The following is an 18,274-nucleotide window of genomic DNA, read 5'->3' on the forward strand; positions in this document are numbered from 1 at the left end:
ATATGGCCTAAGTATGGTAAAAATCGGGGAATTAACAGACGGGCGGATCACAAAGGCAGAAATGCAAACGGGAGCCCTGAGGCTCCCGTTTAATCAACAGCTGAGAAAGCAGAAATCAGCTTTTCTTCAGACCACGCTGGCGTACCGCTTCGAACAGGCAAACGCCGGTCGCGACAGAAACGTTCAGGGAAGACACGCTGCCCGCCATCGGGATACTGATCAGCTCGTCGCAATGTTCGCGGGTCAGACGGCGCATACCTTCGCCCTCTGCGCCCATCACCAGCGCCATCGGGCCGGTCATTTTGCTCTGGAACAGATCGTGATCGGCTTCACCGGCGGTACCGACGATCCAGACATTGTGTTCCTGCAACACGCGCAAAGTACGCGCCAGATTGGTCACGTTGATCAACGGCACGTTTTCAGCTGCGCCGCTGGCGACTTTTTTGGCGGTCGCATTCAGTTTGGCAGAACGGTCGCGCGGGACGATCACCGCGTGAACACCGGCTGCATCCGCAGTACGCAGACAAGCGCCCAGGTTATGCGGATCGGTGACGCCGTCCAGAACCAGCAGGAACGGACAATCGAGGCTTTCCAGTAATGCAGGCAGGTCGTTTTCCTGATACTGACGACCTTCACGCACGCGCGCAATAATGCCCTGATGCACAGCGCCTTCGGATTTATCATCCAGCCACTGACGGCTCGCCACCTGGATCACAATACCGCTGGCTTCCAGCTCGTCGATCAGCGGTTTCAGGCGTTTATCGTCGCGACCTTTCAGGATGAAGACTTCCAGAAAGCGTTGCGGATCGTTATCGAGTAAGGCTTTAACGGAATGGATACCGTAGATAATTTCGCTCATGATGCTCTTTAAAATAGACTTGCGGACAGCAAGTTAACAGGGATTGCGGGCGATTCTATCATACCCTTCGTCATTCATGCTGCAGATGCGTTGGCGGCACTCAGTCACCCGAATCACTTAACTGAGTAAGCTCATCGGGATTCCTTCGTTTGCCGCCTTTCTGCAACCTGAATGCTTTCGGGTAGAATACCAGCCCGTCTGACTTAGCTTTCTGCTGACTTTTTCTTCGCGCGTTTGGCTCTGGTGGCCGCAGCAATTTTTGCTGTTTTATCAGAAGGCTTTTTAGCTTTCTTCGGCTTACCGTCTTTACCGACCGCGCTTACCGCTTTCTCTTTCTTCGGCTTGGCGGGTTTCGCGTCATCTTTGCGGAAGGCGCTGTCCGGCTCGAAGTTCACGTTTTTCTTACCGGTGCGACGACGGCCGGCGTTGGCCGGTGCTGCGGAACGCATAGAACGCTCGCCGCCTTTTTTAGCGCGATCACGTGCGGTTTTGCCTTCACCACGCGCTTTGCGGGTGCTGGAAACCAGCGCGAAATCGATTTTACGCTCGTCCATATGCACGGCTTCAACACGGATTTCGACGGTATCGCCGAGGCGGTAAACGGCACCGGAAGACTCGCCGACCAGACGCTGGCCGATGTTATCGTAACGGTAGTAATCGTTGTCGAGCGAGGACACATGCACCAGTCCGTCGATGAACAGATCGTTGAGGCGCACGAAGAAGCCGAAGCCGGTCACGCTGGCGATGATGCCGGTGAAGACTTCACCCACGTGATCCTGCATAAAGTCACATTTCAGCCAGTCCGCCACGTTACGGGTAGCTTCGTCCGCACGGCGTTCTGCCATTGAACAATGCTCGCCTAACTGCAACATGTCTTCGTAATCACTGTGCCAGCCGCCGGTTGGCGTCCAGCGATCTTTCAGCGTGCCGTGCTCTTTCGCCAGCAGGTACTTGATCGCACGGTGCAGCGCCAGATCCGGATAACGACGGATTGGTGAAGTGAAGTGTCCGTAAGATTGTAATGCCAGACCAAAGTGGCCACGGTTTTCCGGATCGTAAATCGCCTGTTTCATCGAACGCAGCAGCATAGTTTGCAGCATTTCGCGGTCAGGACGATCGGCCAGTTCATCCATGATCTGAGCGTAATCTTTCGGCTCAGGTTTCATACCACCGCCCATCACCAGACCCAGTTCGCCCAGCACGCTTTTCAGCGCAGAAATATGGTCATCACTTGGACGGTCATGCACACGGAACAGCGCCGGTTCATTATGTTTTTCAACAAAACGCGCCGCAGCAATGTTCGCCAGGATCATGCATTCTTCAATCAGTTTGTGGGCGTCGTTACGCACGGTCGGTTCGACACGTTCGATACGGCGCTCGGCATTGAAGATGAATTTCGCTTCTTCGGTTTCGAATGCGATACCGCCACGTTCTGCACGCGCCTGATCCAGCACTTTGTACATGGTGTGCAGTTCAAGCAAATGCTTAACCAGCGGCGAATACTGCTCGCGCAGTTCCGGATCGCCTTCGATGATGCGCCAGACTTTGTTGTACGTCAGACGTGCGTGGGAGCTCATCACCGCTTCGTAGAATTTAGAGCTGGTCAGTTTGCCCTGCGCGGAGATAGTCATCTCACAGACCATACACAGGCGGTCTACCTGCGGGTTCAGGGAACACAGTCCATTAGACAGCACTTCCGGCAGCATCGGGACAACCTGCGACGGGAAGTAAACGGACGTCGCGCGGCTGCGTGCTTCGTCGTCCAGCGCGGTGCCGTGACGGACGTAATAGCTCACGTCGGCGATGGCGACCCACAGGCGCCAGCCACCGCCGCGTTTTTTCTCGCAGTACACGGCGTCATCGAAGTCACGCGCGTCTTCACCGTCAATGGTAACCAGCGGCAGGCTGCGTAAATCGACACGGCCTTTTTTCGCTTCTTCCGGCACCTGTTCGCTCAGATCTTCGACCTGTTTCAGAACCTGTGGCGGCCAGACGTGCGGAATTTCATGGGTGCGCAGCGCGATATCCACCGCCATGCTGGTACCCATTTTATCGCCGAGGACTTCAACGATTTTACCCACCGCTTTGGTCCGGCGGGTCGGACGCTGAGTCAGTTCAACAACAACCATATAGCCCATGCGCGCACCGTTAATGGCGTCGGCCGGGATCAGGATGTCAAAGCTCAGACGACTGTCGTCAGGCACCACAAAACCGGCACCGGCATCAGTAAAGTAACGGCCAACAATCTGGCTGGTTTTCGGCACCAGAACACGCACAATGCGCGCTTCACGGCGGCCTTTACGGTCGGTGCCGACCGGCTGTGCCAGAACCACGTCGCCGTGGATGCACATTTTCATTTGTTCAGCAGAAAGATACACATCGTCTTTCTTCACGCCTTCAAGGCGCAGGAATCCGTAACCATCGCGATGGCCGATAACCGTGCCTTTCAGTAAGTCCAGACGCTCCGGCAGCGCGTAGCACTGGCGGCGGGTGAAGACTAACTGGCCATCACGTTCCATCGCGCGCAGACGACGGCGCAGGGCTTCCAGCGCTTCTTCTCCGGACAGATTCAGTTCGTTACCGATTTCTTCCCGGCTGGCTGGGGTTTCACGTTTCGCGAGATGTTCCAGAATGAATTCACGGCTGGGAATAGGTGATTCGTATTTTTCTGCTTCTCGTTCCAGGAATGGATCTTGTGACATAGCGGTTCCTCCGTTGTCATCAGCAGTTTGTTGAAAGTCTTTCATTCAACAAGCAATAATTTGTAGAGCGTTGAGTTATCTTTGACCATATCGGCCAGAGTGTACTGATTCAGCTCATCAAGAAAATGTTCTACAGCAGTGTGCAGGACTTGTTTTAGCCGGCATGCAGGCGTGATATGACAAAAGTCGCTGGCGCAATTGACCAGCGAAAGAGGTTCCAGTTCGCGCACCACGTCGCCAATGCGAATGGTCTCTGCGGGCTTGCCCAGTTTGATCCCTCCGTTCTTTCCGCGAACGGCAGTCACCAGGCCAGCACGGCTCAACTGATTAATGATTTTCACCATGTGGTTGCGCGATACACCGTAAACCTCGGTGACCTGCGAAATATTGGTCATCTGATCATCCGGCAACGAAGCCATATAAATCAACGCTCTCAAACCATAATCAGTAAAACTCGTTAACTGCACACATACCTCTGGGTAGCTATTTACCCGGTCTTTCCACGTCAGCCATGCCAACAGGGTGAAGATGATTGTTTATTATGACACTTTGATGATAAACCAGCCGCGAACTTTGCAGCTAATCATTTAGATAGTGGATGGTTTATGGAAAGTACACAAGAGAAGGGATTCACAAAAAAATAAACCGGGCAGTTTTGCCCGGTTATGACGTTTTTATGCAATCAGCTCAGGCTGTTATGCGTCAAACGGGTCGCGCAGGATCATGGTTTCGCTACGATCCGGGCCAGTAGAGATAATATCAACCGGCACTTCTGTCAGCTCTTCAATACGCTTGATGTAGTTCAACGCTGCCTGTGGCAGGTTTTCTACTTCTTTCACGCCGAAGGTGGTTTCGGTCCAGCCAGGCATGATTTCGTAAATTGGCTCGATACCTTCCCAGCCTTCAGCAGCCAGCGGAGTGGTGGTCATTTCGCGCCCATCAGGCATACGGTAACCGACACACAGCTTCACTTCTTTCAGACCGTCCAGCACGTCCAGTTTGGTCAGACAGAAACCAGACAGGGAGTTGATCTGCACAGAACGACGCACGGCCACGATGTCCAGCCAGCCACAACGACGGCTACGGCCAGTGGTCGCGCCAAACTCGTTACCTTGCTTACGCAGGAACTCGCCAGTTTCGTCGAACAGTTCAGTCGGGAACGGACCTGCACCCACGCGGGTGGAGTAGGCTTTGACGATACCCAGAACATAATCAACATAACGCGGACCAATACCTGAACCGGTAGCGACGCCGCCAGCGGTGGTGTTGGAAGAGGTCACGTACGGATAAGTCCCGTGGTCAATATCCAGAAGCGTGCCTTGCGCGCCTTCGAACATGATCAGGTCGCCACGCTTGCGCGCGCCATCCAGCAGCTCAGACACGTCAACAACCATAGCCGTCAGGATGTCGGCGATAGCCATGACATCATCCAACGTTTTCTGGAAATCAACCGCTTCTACTTTGTAGTAGTTAACCAGCTGGAAGTTATGGTAATCGATGATTTCTTTCAGCTTGATAGCGAAAGTTTCTTTGTTGAAGAGATCGCCTACGCGCAGACCGCGACGGGCAACTTTATCTTCATAAGCCGGGCCGATACCACGACCGGTAGTGCCGATCGCTTTATCCCCACGCGCTTTTTCACGCGCCATGTCGAGCGCGACATGGTAAGGCAGGATCAGCGGGCAAGCTTCAGACAGTAACAGACGTTCGCGTACAGGGATGCCACGAGCTTCAAGTTCGCCCATTTCTTTCATCAACGCGTCAGGCGCCAGAACAACACCGTTGCCGATGATGCTGGTCACGTTTTCACGCAGAATGCCAGAAGGAATTAAATGAAGAACGGTTTTTTCACCGTTGATAACCAGAGTGTGACCGGCGTTGTGACCGCCCTGATAGCGCACAACATATTTAGCCCGTTCAGTAAGCAGGTCTACGACCTTGCCTTTCCCTTCATCACCCCATTGAGTGCCGAGTACGACGACGTTCTTACCCATCTCAAGAATCACCAGGTTGCTTAAAAAAGGATTCTAACATCTCATTCTGTGCTTTCCAGCACTTTTAGCACACGTTTGCGGGAAAAATTTTAATTGCGTGCTACGCGTCGCAGCAAGACGTGACACCTGGGTTGTAACAAAAGCTCAGCCACCCAGACGACTACGCAACATGTAGTAAATAACGAAGCCTGCCACCACAAGTCCCCCGCCAAAACGCCGTAAAACGTGGTCCGGAAGATTCGCCAGTGAGAGGATCATTTTTCTCCATGTTTTTGGATAAAGCATCGGCCCCAAACCTTCAAGAACCAAAACTAACGCCAGCGCCAGCCAAATTGTCGAATTCATGTTGAGTGTCTCAGTGCTTCCTTTGCGGAAAATTATATCGGTTTCAGAAAAGACAAAAGGCCCGTCAAGGGCCTTTTGGAAATTGCATCAGCAATTATTTGTTCTTTTGATCAGGAGACTTCATGAAGCGGAAGAAATCGCTGTCAGGGCTCAACACCATGACGTCGTTACCGCTCTTGAAGCTAGCCTCGTAAGCACGCAGGCTACGGATGAATGCGTAGAAGTCAGGATCCTGGCTGAATGCATCAGCAAACAGTTTCGCCGCTTCGGCATCACCTTCACCGCGGGTGATACGGGCTGTACGTTCTGCTTCAGCCACAGTACGGGTTCTTTCGTAATCCGCCGCTGCCTGAATCTTAGTCGCCTCTTCTTTACCCTGAGAAATGTGACGCAATGCCACCGCATTACGCTCAGCGCGCATACGATCGTAAATCGCGCTGGACACTTCTTCCGGCAAGTTGATTTGTTTCAGACGTACGTCCACCACTTCAATACCCAGTGCTGCCATGCTGTTCGGGTTGACCGCAGGCTGTTTGCCTTTGGTTTCCTGTTCAACACGTTTGGCCGCAGAGGCAATCGCATCATCAGCTTCAGTGGTCGCTTCAGGTTCATCACCTACGCTACCGGTGTTCAGCGCATCACGCACGTCCAGCGTCAAACGGCCACGGGAATCGGTCACGATGTCTTTCACATCAAGACGACCAATTTCAGAACGCAGACGGTCACTGAATTTACGTTTCAGCAGAATTTCTGCCTGAGACACATCACCACCGCCCGTTGCCAGGTAGTAGCGGCTGAAATCACTGATACGCCATTTCAGGTAAGAATCGACGATTAAGTCTTTCTTCTCGCTGGTCACGAAGCGGTCAGCCTGGTTGTCCATGGTCTGAATACGCGCATCGAGCATTTTAATGGATTCCACAAAGGGAACTTTAAAATGCAGGCCCGGCGCATAGACCAGCGGTTTATTATCGCTGTCACGCAGGACTTTACCGAAGCGCAGCACGATCCCGCGCTGACCTTCCTGAACGACAAACAGTGAGGCATAAAGCGCCACCAGCACCACAACGACGATAAGTAAAAATGACTTACGCATTGTTATTCTCTCCCTACGCGAAGTGTATCGTCACGCTGTGCGTTTGCACGGCGCTGGTCCATGACACTGCCAGACGAACGGGAACTGCTGGTACCGGCACTGCTTTTGCCATTACTGCTGGTTAAACCCGGAACGGAAGGCAACAAACCTGATTCATCATTTTTGCTGGTGTCATTGGCTGCTGCATTGCCGCCACGCAGCATCTGATCCAGCGGTAATACCATCAGGTTATTCCCTTTGTCACTCACCAGAACTTTACGGGTGTGACTGAGGACTTTTTCCATGGTCTCGATATAAAGACGCTCACGGGTAATTTCCGGCGCGGCTTTATATTCAGGTAACAGTTTGGAGAAACGGGCAACCTCACCCTGTGCTTCCAGAACAGTACGATCTTTATAGGCTTTTGCGTCTTCCAGTAAGCGCTGCGCTTCACCGTTTGCCAGAGGCTGGATCTGGTTCGCATAAGCTTCTGCTTCACGAATAGACTGTTGCTCTCTTTCACGGGCAGCGATCGCGTTATCGAAGGAAGCTTTCACTTCTTCCGGCGGACGCGCGGTCTGGAAGTTGACGTCCTGAATAGTGATACCCATTTTGTACGGACGAATGGTTTCTTCCAGTACACGTTGGGTATCGCTACGCACCGTGGTACGGCCTTCAGTCAGGATTTTATCCATCGTGTATTTGCCGATAACGCCACGTAATGCGCTGTCCGTTGCCTGGCTCAGGCTGTCGTCAGGATTGGCGACGCTGAACAGATAAGCTTCAGGATCCGTCACGCGGTACTGCACGTTCATTTCAACGCGTACCACGTTTTCGTCAGAGGTCAGCATCACGCCAGACGCAGCAAGTTCACGTACCGATTCTACGTTCACTGCGCGTACCTGGTCGATGAAGGTCGGTTTCCAGTTCAGGCCCGGCTCAACCAGATGGCTGAACTTACCAAAACGGGTCACAACGCCACGTTCGGCTTCTTTAATGGTATAGAAACCTGTCGCAGCCCAGATAACCACCACCGCAGCGACCGCGATGCCGGCAATCCGGGTGCCACTCATTCCATGACCGGAACCGGTTGGCGCACCGTTGTTATTGCTGTTGTTATTGTTGCCTGAACCTTTTCCACCGAAACCGCCCAGCTTTTTGCTGAGTTTACGGAAGATATCATCCAGATCAGGTGGCCCCTGATTGCGGCCGCCTTTGTTGTCATTATTTCCACCAGAATTTCCACCAGAGTTGCCGCTATTATTATTGCTGCTGCCCCAGGGGTCGCGGTCCTGTCCGTTATTACCGGGCTGATTCCACGCCATGTTATAGCTCCATTATTCTATGATTGGTGTTCTTCAGGCCAAATCAGACAGGCTCTGGTTGCGGACATAGCTTTCCAGTTCCTGCTCTTGTTTGCAGAGGCGGCGCCAGTCAACGATGGGCATTCGCACCATCAGACCAATACTGCCATCCTCTTCAATCCATTCTTTTTCAATTGCCTGAAGCTGGTAAAAACGGCTACGAAGGCGGCCTGCTTCCGGCGGCAAGCACAATTCATGCTGCGCGATTTCGCCGGAGAGTCGCTCCGTTAATGCCTGAAATAGCAACGGAATGCCTTCACCTGTCACGGCTGAAAGCCAGACTCTGACAGGCAAATTCTCCTCGTTGCGGTCGATACGCGGGACAAAATCATCCAACATATCTATTTTGTTCATCACTAACAGCGCAGGAATTTCATCTGCTTCGATCTCTGCCAGCACCGTATTCACCGCGTCAATATTTTCCTGAACACGGATGTCCGCTGCATCAATAACATGTAATAACAGAGATGCCTGTCGGGTTTCCTGCAACGTTGCTTTAAAGGCCGCAACCAAATCATGGGGCAGGTGACGAATAAACCCTACGGTGTCCGCCAAAACTGTTTCCCCGACATCTGCGACCATAATACGGCGCAGCGTAGGATCAAGCGTAGCAAACAACTGATTGGCCACATAAACATCGGCCTGAGTAATACGGTTAAAAAGTGTGGATTTCCCGGCGTTGGTATATCCAACCAAAGACACCGTCGGAATATCCGCACGAACGCGTGAACGGCGACCTTGTTCACGCTGCTTAGCCACTTTTTCAAGACGGCTGAGGATTAAAGTGATTCTGTCTCGCAGTAAACGGCGGTCAGTTTCGAGCTGTGTTTCACCCGGACCACGTGCGCCAATACCGCCGCCCTGTCGTTCAAGGTGCGTCCAGCCACGAACCAGTCGGGTAGCAATGTGGCGTAATTGCGCCAGTTCTACTTGTAACTTACCTTCGTGTGTTCGGGCCCGCTGGGCAAAAATATCTAATATCAATCCGGTGCGGTCGACAACGCGACATTCGCATAAGGCTTCCAGGTTTCTTTCCTGGCCGGGAGACAAGGCGTGATCAAACAGGATGACAGAGGCGCCCGTTGCTTTGACGGCATCTGCGATTTCTTGGGCCTTTCCTTCACCGACAAAGTATTTTGGGTGCGGTGCCTTACGGCTCCCGGTGACGACTTGCAACGCCTCTACACCTGCAGAAGAAACCAGCGATTCAAATTCGCTCAGGTCTTCCGTGTCTTTGTCTTGCGAGAAATAGATATGAACCAGTACGGCCTGCTCACCGGCTTCATAACGGTCAAACAAGCTTGCGACCTCTCATTTGGGAAATATTCGCCAGCCGGGGGTGCATAAGCATAATCGGAATACTTATGAACCCCTTCGTGGTTGACCAACGCTGCGCTTTATTCAGCGTCATCGTTTTCCTGCTGCGGCTGTTGCGCAGACGGAGTACTACCTTGGTGATAATTGTTGGTGCTGCCCGAACCTGGATTATTGCTATGGTGTGACACCGGGCGGGAAGGCACTACGGTGGAGATAGCGTGTTTATACACCATCTGGCTTACCGTATTTTTTAACAGAATGACAAACTGGTCAAAAGACTCAATCTGGCCTTGCAGCTTAATACCATTCACCAAGTAAATAGAAACCGGAACACGTTCACGACGCAATGCGTTCAGGAACGGATCTTGCAAAGATTGCCCCTTAGCCATTCTATCTTTTCCTTATTAGTTTGTTGTTTGTAACTTTGAGCCTATCGGCTCGAAAATAAATCACATAAAAAATTTGCGCGCTGAGTACTCATCAATTGTACACAATCACCCAACCTATGCACTAACAACCTGAATTACACGGTTTAAGGCCTCTTCTGGCTTCTCAGAATCGAGCCATTCGACACCCTCCCAACCTCGCAACCAGGTCATCTGACGTTTGGCCAGCTGTCGTGTCGCGCAAACACCACGATAAACCATTTCATCGTAATCGAATTCACCAGACAAATATGACCACATCTGGCGATAGCCTACACAGCGAATAGAAGGCAAATCGGTATGCAAATCGCCCCGAGCTATCAGCGTTCTGACTTCGTCTTCAAAACCATTGGACAACATCTGACTAAAACGTTCCTCGATCCGCGTATGTAATAATTCACGACGGGTCGGGGCAATCGCAAACTGATGAACACGATAGGGCAATGTTTCACCCGAAATTTTAGTCAGTTCCGTTAAAGTTTTACCCGAAATAAAAAAAACTTCCAGTGCTCTGGACAGTCTCTGCGGATCATTCGGATGAATTCGCATTGCCGCCACCGGGTCTATCTCGCGCAATTGGTCATGAAGTGCTTCCCAACCCTGCTCCGCCGCCTGCTTTTCGATACGTTCACGAACGTCAGGATTAGCAGGGGGCAACGGGGAAAGTCCTTCAAGCAATGCCTTGAAATAAAGCATAGTCCCACCTACCAATAACGGGATCTTATTGCGTGAGGTTATTTCAGCCATTTCGCGTAATGCGTCGCGACGAAAGTCTGCCGCGGAATAAGCCTCGGCCGGATCCAGAATGTCGATCAGACGGTGCGGCGCCTGCGCCAGCTCTTCCGCCGTCGGTTTCGCTGTGCCGATGTCCATCCCACGATAGATTAAAGCCGAGTCCACGCTGACTAACTCAACGGGAAGATGGTTCATCAGCGACATCGCCAGTGCCGTTTTACCGGATGCGGTCGGCCCCATGATAAAGATTGCCGGGGGAAACGCGTTGTTTTCAGAGTCAGTCATGCTTAAAAGCCGCCAGCGCGGGCTGTAAATCAAGAGGTTGCAGAAGTCCGGACGGAGGCGATTTCACCAACTGCGGGCAAAGACGCTCAACATCCGTGAGTAATTGTATGGCTTGTGAAATCGTCCAGACCTCGTGCTCGCAGCCACAGTGGCGGGCAAACCACATGGCTACCGCATCAGAAGTCACCTCCTGCTGAACAGCAAGGTAACCTAACAGATCAGGTATCAACTTTTGTAAATTTTGTTGGCGTAATGGTAAAGGTACCGCGCGAACCGTCACACGATGCGACTCATTGAGCATTTCTAAACCAAAATGCTGCAATAACGTCTGATGCCGCGCCATGACAGCGGCCTCTTCTTTACTGACGTTCAGTTTAAGCGGAATCAAAAGCGGCTGCGGACGTAACCCTTCTTCCGGCGGTGTCAGCTGCGCCCATTTCAGCCAGCGATCTGCCACCGGCAACGACAGCAGCACCAGTTGTTTGCCGCGCTCAAGTAACGCATATTCCGCCGAACACACCGTCAGCACACGTCCGAAACTCTGGCTGTGTGATTCCAGTGCCGGTTCAGCCAGTGTACGGGCCGCAGAAGCGGCAGACTTAGCGGGCTGTGCCACGACAGGAGCCGGTTCCTGTAAGATGAATGACTCCGGCGCAGGCTGCAATAAACGGCCGTAAGCCTTGCTTTCAGAAGGATTGTAAGCCGGTTCATTGCTGCGAAAAGCCGGCTCCCGGGGCTGACTGGCACGTGCTGTTTCAGGAAACACATTTTCACGCGGTGGTGATGATTTACGTTCTGCCGGTTGCGAGAAATGATTCCCGCCTGCGGCCTGACGGTTTTCCTGCTGCCAGCGCGGTGTATCTTCCTGTAGCTGTGGCTCATCCAGAACCGGCGCGCCCGCCTGCTGCAATACGGACATTACCGCCTGATAAATAAAATCGTGTACCAGCCGCGACTGATGGAAACGCACTTCGTGTTTGGCCGGATGCACATTCACATCCACCTGATGCGGATCGACATCCAGATAAAGCACATACGCAGGTTGCTGATCGTCTTTCAGCTGATCCTGATAGGCCTGACGGATCGCGTGATTTATCAGGCGATCCTTCATCATACGATTATTCACATAACAATATTGCATGTCGGTCAGGTTACGCGAACCCGCCGGATCCGCCACCCAGCCACGGATCGCCAGGTCACCGTGACTCCATTCCACTTCCAGCGCGTGCTCGACAAATGTCGGGCTGCAAATGCTTGCCAGACGTCGGGAGAACTGCGAAGGGTCTTTGACCGCGCGATACTGGCGAATAAGCTTGCCGTTGTGGCTGAGATTGACGGACACGTCAAAGCGCGCCAGCGCAATCCGGCGGACAACTTCATCAATATGGGTAAATTCGGTTTTCTCGGTGCGCATGAACTTACGGCGGGCGGGCGTGTTGTAGAACAAATCCAGCACTTCGATGGTCGAGCCCTGCGGATGCGCTGCGGGTTTGACTGTGACCGCCATGTCGCGCCCTTCGGCGTAGGCCTGCCAGGCTTCATTTTGCTCAGCCGTTCGTGATGTCAGGATAAGACGCGAAACCGAGCTGATACTCGCCAGCGCTTCGCCGCGGAATCCCAGACTCAGGATAGCTTCGAGATCGTCAAGACAGGTAATTTTACTGGTCGCATGACGCGCCAGCGCCAGCGCCAGTTCGTCTTTGCCAATACCACAGCCGTTATCGCGAATGCGGATAAGCTTGGCACCGCCGCGATCAATATCAATATCGATTCGCGTTGCGCCGGCATCAAGGCTGTTTTCCACCAGCTCTTTCACCACGGAAGCCGGCCTTTCGACAACTTCGCCCGCAGCTATCTGGTTAGCAAGTTGCGGCGGCAGTACCTTGATCGGCATAGCGGCTCCTGTGGCTGACGGTGATGAACCGCCTATGACTGTGGAATAGTTAAGGTTTGGCCGAGCTGTACCTCGCCAGACTTCATGTGATTTGCGGTTTTGATGTCATTCATACTGACACCATATTTACTCGCGATTGCCGACAACGTATCACCGCGTTTAACCGTATGTTTCGACGATTTCTTCGACGCTTTTGCCGTTGTACCAGAAGATGTGCGGGTGCCCGCTGGCACTTTCAATCGCTGGCCGACCCAGACACCGTCTTTTTTCAGTTTATTGAGATCACGCAGCGCCGCAGTCGTCGTGCCGTAGCTGTTTGCGATGCCGGTCAGCGTTTCGCCGCGGGTCACTTTATGGATCTGCGTCGCACCGGCTGCACCGGCGGTCACTTCAATCGGTCCCGGCTGATTACTGGCTTTCGCGCTACTGCCGACCGCCGCTGCTGATGAGGCCAGCAGCGGACGGTTTTCGACCTTTGGGCCGTTTTGTATCGGATGCGACTGGAAATAATTACGCAGACCGATGTGAATGGCCCTCGCAATTTTATCCTGGTACGCGCTGCTGCCCAGCAGCCGCTCCTCAGTTGAGTTACTAATAAAGCCGGTTTCCACCAGCAGGGAAGGAATATCTGGCGAGCGTAATACGCCTAAACTGGCGTGCTCCGGCTTGGCTTTATGCAACGAGCCGACGGAGCGCAGTTCGCGCAGAACACGGGTCGCAACGTCATAGCCGACACGTTGAGAATGACCAAACTGCAAATCGAGCACGGCCTGACTCAGGTAAGGATCGGATGCGGTATTCGCCAGCACGTCACCCGCACCACCTAACAGCTCAGATTGCTTCTCGTGCTGCTCGAGCCAGTTACCCATTTCGCTGTTCGCACGGCGGTTCGATAGTACCCAGACCGATGCGCCACGCGCGCTGCGGCTTGGCGCGGCATCGGCGTGAATGGAAACCAGTACGTTGGCGTTTTTCTTACGCGCCACATCGGAACGTCCCATAACGGAAATAAAGTAATCACCGTCACGGGTTAATACCGGCTGGAACATAGGATCAGCATTCAGAATCGCCTGCAATTTCCGGGCGATGGCAATAGTGACGTTCTTTTCTTTAAGACCGCCCGCACCGATGGCTCCGGGATCCTGTCCGCCGTGACCGGCATCAATCGCGACAATGATTCTGCTGTCGCTGGTGCTGACAGTTGATGAACGCGAGTTATCAGGGGCGACGGAAGTGGAAACCACTTTAGTCTGATCGTTGGTAAACGGATTGGATTTCGACGACGGCGTGACCGTTTTGCCTGCATTTGGCGAAGGCGTATTGGTGGCTGTGACAACCGGCGCAGCACGGCGTGGTGCGGACGCGGCGGCATTCATGGTCAGCACTACCGTGTACTGGCTGCCGTCTTTTTGTTTCGTCGCGTTGGTTCTGACTTTCTGATTCAGCTCAAACACCAGACGCTGGCTTTGTGCATTCGGCGGCGTACTGGCACGCACACGCGTCACCAGGTTCTGGCCGTTAAAATTCAGCGGCAGGCCTTTCATCACGCCGTCCTGACGGATATCCATCACCACACGTTCAGGATTATGCAGCGGGAAAAAGGAGTAATCCGGCGAACCGTCAAACGTAATCGTAATTGTCGACTGCGTCTGGCCATTAGAGACATTGATATTTTTCATGCCCGCCGCAAAAACCGGCGACGCAAGCACAGCAAACAACATCAGCGTCGATAACATCCGCGTCGATAATGACATCGCCGCCGACGTAAACAGAGAGGTAAAACGTGAGTTCATCGCGTGATCATCCTTGCTGTTGAACACGATGCAGCAAATTTATACCAGATTCGGAAACCGCCACCAGCTTCGCGGTGCGCCCGGTCTGGGAATAATCCAGCGTCAGTTCTATATCTGGTTCGGGTAACACGCCAGCACCCTGCTGCGGCCATTCCACCAGACAAATAGCATCCTGTGCGAAATAGTCTCGGATACCCATAAATTCCAGTTCTTCAGGATCAGCCAGGCGATACAAGTCAAAATGATAGACGGCGATCTTTTCCAGCTGATAAGGCTCAACCAGCGTATAGGTCGGGCTTTTCACATTGCCCTGATGCCCCAATGCCTGAAGAAATCCCCGGCTAAAGGTTGTTTTACCGGCTCCCAGATCGCCATAAAGATGGATAACCGTAGAGCCTTCGCAGGCTTTCGCCAGTGAAGCACCTAGTTGCAGCGTTGCCGCTTCGTCGGGTAGAGAGATATTAAGTTGATTCATTCAGTGATATCTATTTCTTCAGGTCTGGATTAACTAACGGGGCAATCACCGCTAAAAGATCAGTTGCCAGCATACCGCGCGTTCCCTGCCGGTGGGCAATTTCGTCTGCGGCAGCGCCATGAACCACTGAGCCCGCGCAGGCCGCATCATAAATATTCAGTTTCTGAGCCAGCAATCCGCCAATGATACCAGAAAGCACGTCGCCCATGCCGCCCGATGCCATACCGGCATTGCCGACATCTGCGAGCGCCATTTCGCCATGTTCACTGGCAATCAGACTGCCCGCGCCTTTCAGCACCACCACGCCGCCATAACGTTCCGTGAGTTTCTGCGCCGAAAGTAAGCGGTCACTCTCAATTTCCTTCACGCTGCAACCGAGTAAGCGGGCTGCCTCGCCAGGATGAGGCGTCAGTACGCGATTTTGCCGTTTCCCGGGATTGATTGCCAGCAGGTTAAGCGCATCAGCGTCCCATAACGCCGGTTTATCCCATTTTGCCGCGCGATCAACCGCCTGTTTACCCCATTCTTTCTGGCCTAAACCGGGGCCGATGACTAACACATCCGCCCATTCCAGCCCTTCATCGAGCGATGCTGCGGTCAGTTCCTGCACCATAAGCTCAGGTCTGGCGGTCAGCAACGGGCCAGCGTGCTCTTTGTGAGTGAGTACTCGCACCAGACCAGCACCGGTGCGCAGCGCGGCTTCCGACGCCATTCGGATTGCACCGGCAAACCCGATATCGCCGCCAACCACCAATAAACGCCCGTGTTCACCTTTGTGGGAACACGGACGGCGCGGGTGCAACCATGTGCCTAACTGCGACGCATCCAGCCGCTGTAACACTGCCAGATGTCCACCCAGCCAGCTTTGCAGCCCCAGCGCATCACAATGTAATTTACCGGTGTAATCACGCGCCTGTCCGGTCAGCAAACCGGGTTTAAGGGCGATGAAACTGACAGTGTACGTGGCGTGAACCGCCTTCCCCGCTGTCTGGCCAGTTTGCGCATCAAGCCCCGAAGGAATATCGAGAGATATCACAGGCAAAGATGCCGAATTAGTGGCGTCAATCAGCCCGTCGTAAGGTGCGCGGGGCGCAGAAGATAAACCGGTGCCGAGCAAACCATCAATAATCAGATCAGCATCATGCGGCCATGCAGAATCGGCGGAATTGATTTCTCCGCCACTTTTCAGCCAACCCGTTCGCGCCATTTCCGCTTCATCAGGCAGCGGTTTGCTCCCTTCCACGGCCAGCAGCGTCACGCGTATACCTGCGCTTTTCGCCAGACGCGCCATTTCAAAACCGTCACCGCCGTTATTGCCGTGACCACACAAAATCAGCCAGTGCTGCGTGTGTGGAAATTCACGCTGCGCCAGTAAAAAAGCGGCCTTCGCCGCACGTTGCATCAGTGTAAACAGAGAAATCCCCGTTTCCTGCGCCGCCTGACGCTCAGCTTTTCGCAGCCAGTCAGCAGAAAACACGGAATGTGGTAAACTCGCCTCGTTTCGTTTTTCACGTTGGTTCGTCATGACACTCCCTCTCGATCTCGTTCAACTGGCTCAACATATCAAGCAATGGGGCCAATCGCTAGGCTTCCAGCAGGTTGGCATCTGCGATACAGACTTATCTGTTGAAGAGCCCAAACTGCAAGACTGGCTTGATAAACAATATCATGGCGAGATGGACTGGATGGCGCGCCACGGCATGTTACGTGCCCGTCCGCATGAATTGCTGCCCGGCACGCTGCGGGTGATCAGCGTGCGCATGAACTATCTGCCCGCCAAAGCCGCCTTTGCTAAAACCCTGAATAATCCGCAACTCGGTTATGTCAGCCGTTACGCCCTGGGACGCGACTATCACAAGGTGTTGCGGCAGCGCCTGAAAAAACTGGGCGACATGATCCAGGCGCATTGTACTGAGCATGCTGATCAGACCGTCACCTTCCGCCCCTTTGTGGATTCCGCGCCGGTCATGGAACGCCCGCTTGCAGCGAAAGCCGGTCTTGGCTGGGTTGGTAAACACTCACTTATTCTCAACCGTGAATCCGGCTCGTGGTTCTTTCTCGGCGAACTGCTGATTGATTTGCCGTTGCCCGTCGATCAGCCTCAGGAAGAGAAATGCGGCAAATGCGTGGCCTGCATGACCACTTGCCCGACCGGTGCCATCGTTGCGCCTTATACCGTTGACGCGCGCCGCTGCATTTCCTATCTGACTATCGAACTGGAAGGCGCGATACCGGAAGAATTCCGCCCGCTGATGGGCAACCGCATCTACGGCTGCGATGACTGTCAGCTGATCTGCCCCTGGAATCGTTATTCGCAACTGACTGATGAAGAAGATTTTAGCCCGCGTGCCGCGCTGCATGCACCGGAGCTGATGACTTTGTTTGGCTGGACGGAAGAGAAATTTTTACGGATTACGGAAGGTTCGCCAATACGACGTATCGGACATCTGCGCTGGCTGCGCAACATAGCAGTGGCATTAGGCAATGCGCCCTACTCGCAGGACGTGATGGATTCGCTGCATTCGCGCGAAGGGGAAAATGCGCTGCTGGATGAACATATCAGCTGGGCTATCGCACAACAGGTAGAAAGAAGAAATGAACATCGTATTGAAGTACAAACACTGCAGCAGAAACGGCTGATCCGAGCGGTGGAAAAAGGTTTGCCAAGGGATGCATAACATTTCCCAAAAAACGCTGTTCTGCTTTGTATAATTTTCTGTGCATAAAAATAAAAATGCTTTGCCAATCAAGTGCAAAAAAAAGAGCAAGTGATCGTCATAACGTTTCGTTATAAATTTATTATGATATAAATCAGCGTGTTACATTTTGGCAATATGACGGGCGCAAAAAACAGACAGTGCAAAAAAACACCTAAAGCTGTGGATAAGTCTGTTTAAAAAAATAATACAAACCGTGTAATGATTGTTTCATTCGCGCACGAAATATGCACCAGAAAGGCATAAAGAAATGATTTTGTACTGAAGAAGAAAATTGGAGCGGGAAACGAGACT

At 53.0% G+C, this 18,274-nt stretch carries 15 protein-coding genes; 1 reads left to right on the forward strand and 14 read right to left on the reverse strand.

Going from position 1 to position 18,274, the window contains the following annotated elements:
* Positions 1 to 115: 115 nt before the first annotated feature.
* From rlmB to nnr, 14 genes are all read right to left on the reverse strand, one after another.
* Positions 116 to 859, reverse strand: coding sequence for a 23S rRNA (guanosine(2251)-2'-O)-methyltransferase RlmB (gene rlmB, locus UC15_RS01695; protein ID WP_095923693.1), 744 nt, complete (start codon positions 857 to 859; stop codon positions 116 to 118).
* A 203-nt stretch (positions 860 to 1,062) separates the two neighbouring features.
* On the reverse strand, positions 1,063 to 3,561 hold the full coding sequence (gene rnr / locus UC15_RS01700; RefSeq protein WP_112286825.1) for a ribonuclease R: 2,499 nt from the start codon (positions 3,559 to 3,561) through the stop codon (positions 1,063 to 1,065).
* Between the two features lie 41 nt (positions 3,562 to 3,602).
* The gene (gene nsrR / locus UC15_RS01705) at positions 3,603 to 4,028 is read right to left on the reverse strand and encodes a nitric oxide-sensing transcriptional repressor NsrR (protein ID WP_013573769.1); all 426 of its coding nucleotides are present in this window, start codon (positions 4,026 to 4,028) and stop codon (positions 3,603 to 3,605) included.
* Positions 4,029 to 4,256: 228 nt separating this feature from the next.
* On the reverse strand, positions 4,257 to 5,555 hold the full coding sequence (locus tag UC15_RS01710; RefSeq protein ID WP_112286826.1) for an adenylosuccinate synthase: 1,299 nt from the start codon (positions 5,553 to 5,555) through the stop codon (positions 4,257 to 4,259).
* A 144-nt stretch (positions 5,556 to 5,699) separates the two neighbouring features.
* Complete coding sequence (locus tag UC15_RS01715) at positions 5,700 to 5,900, reverse strand: DUF2065 domain-containing protein (RefSeq protein ID WP_112286827.1); 201 nt, start codon at positions 5,898 to 5,900, stop codon at positions 5,700 to 5,702.
* Between the two features lie 94 nt (positions 5,901 to 5,994).
* On the reverse strand, positions 5,995 to 6,996 hold the full coding sequence (gene hflC / locus UC15_RS01720; protein ID WP_112286828.1) for a protease modulator HflC: 1,002 nt from the start codon (positions 6,994 to 6,996) through the stop codon (positions 5,995 to 5,997).
* A gap of 2 nt (positions 6,997 to 6,998) precedes the next feature.
* Complete coding sequence (gene hflK / locus UC15_RS01725) at positions 6,999 to 8,300, reverse strand: FtsH protease activity modulator HflK (protein WP_112286829.1); 1,302 nt, start codon at positions 8,298 to 8,300, stop codon at positions 6,999 to 7,001.
* A gap of 33 nt (positions 8,301 to 8,333) precedes the next feature.
* On the reverse strand, positions 8,334 to 9,638 hold the full coding sequence (hflX, locus tag UC15_RS01730) for a ribosome rescue GTPase HflX (RefSeq protein ID WP_014333660.1): 1,305 nt from the start codon (positions 9,636 to 9,638) through the stop codon (positions 8,334 to 8,336).
* A 98-nt stretch (positions 9,639 to 9,736) separates the two neighbouring features.
* Positions 9,737 to 10,045: an RNA chaperone Hfq gene (gene hfq / locus UC15_RS01735; RefSeq protein ID WP_013573763.1), complete on the reverse strand. Its 309-nt coding sequence runs from the start codon at positions 10,043 to 10,045 to the stop codon at positions 9,737 to 9,739.
* 114 nt (positions 10,046 to 10,159) lie between these two features.
* A complete protein-coding gene (miaA, locus tag UC15_RS01740; RefSeq protein ID WP_112286830.1) occupies positions 10,160 to 11,101 on the reverse strand; it encodes a tRNA (adenosine(37)-N6)-dimethylallyltransferase MiaA in 942 nt (313 codons plus the stop codon).
* Positions 11,094 to 12,995, reverse strand: a complete 1,902-nt coding sequence (gene mutL / locus UC15_RS01745) for a DNA mismatch repair endonuclease MutL (RefSeq protein WP_112286831.1) — start codon at positions 12,993 to 12,995, stop codon at positions 11,094 to 11,096. The genes miaA and mutL overlap by 8 nt, the downstream gene beginning before the upstream one ends.
* A 32-nt stretch (positions 12,996 to 13,027) precedes the next feature.
* A complete protein-coding gene (gene amiB / locus UC15_RS01750; protein WP_112286832.1) occupies positions 13,028 to 14,788 on the reverse strand; it encodes an N-acetylmuramoyl-L-alanine amidase AmiB in 1,761 nt (586 codons plus the stop codon).
* A 7-nt stretch (positions 14,789 to 14,795) separates the two neighbouring features.
* A complete protein-coding gene (gene tsaE, locus UC15_RS01755; protein WP_112286833.1) occupies positions 14,796 to 15,263 on the reverse strand; it encodes a tRNA (adenosine(37)-N6)-threonylcarbamoyltransferase complex ATPase subunit type 1 TsaE in 468 nt (155 codons plus the stop codon).
* Between the two features lie 10 nt (positions 15,264 to 15,273).
* On the reverse strand, positions 15,274 to 16,788 hold the full coding sequence (gene nnr / locus UC15_RS01760) for a bifunctional ADP-dependent NAD(P)H-hydrate dehydratase/NAD(P)H-hydrate epimerase (RefSeq protein ID WP_112286834.1): 1,515 nt from the start codon (positions 16,786 to 16,788) through the stop codon (positions 15,274 to 15,276).
* Here nnr and queG point away from each other — a divergent pair.
* Complete coding sequence (gene queG, locus UC15_RS01765; RefSeq protein ID WP_112286835.1) at positions 16,787 to 17,941, forward strand: tRNA epoxyqueuosine(34) reductase QueG; 1,155 nt, start codon at positions 16,787 to 16,789, stop codon at positions 17,939 to 17,941. The genes nnr and queG overlap by 2 nt on opposite strands.
* Positions 17,942 to 18,274: the final 333 nt, after the last annotated feature.

Source organism: Rahnella sp. AN3-3W3, from assembly GCF_003263545.1.
Classification (GTDB): domain Bacteria; phylum Pseudomonadota; class Gammaproteobacteria; order Enterobacterales; family Enterobacteriaceae; genus Rahnella; species Rahnella variigena.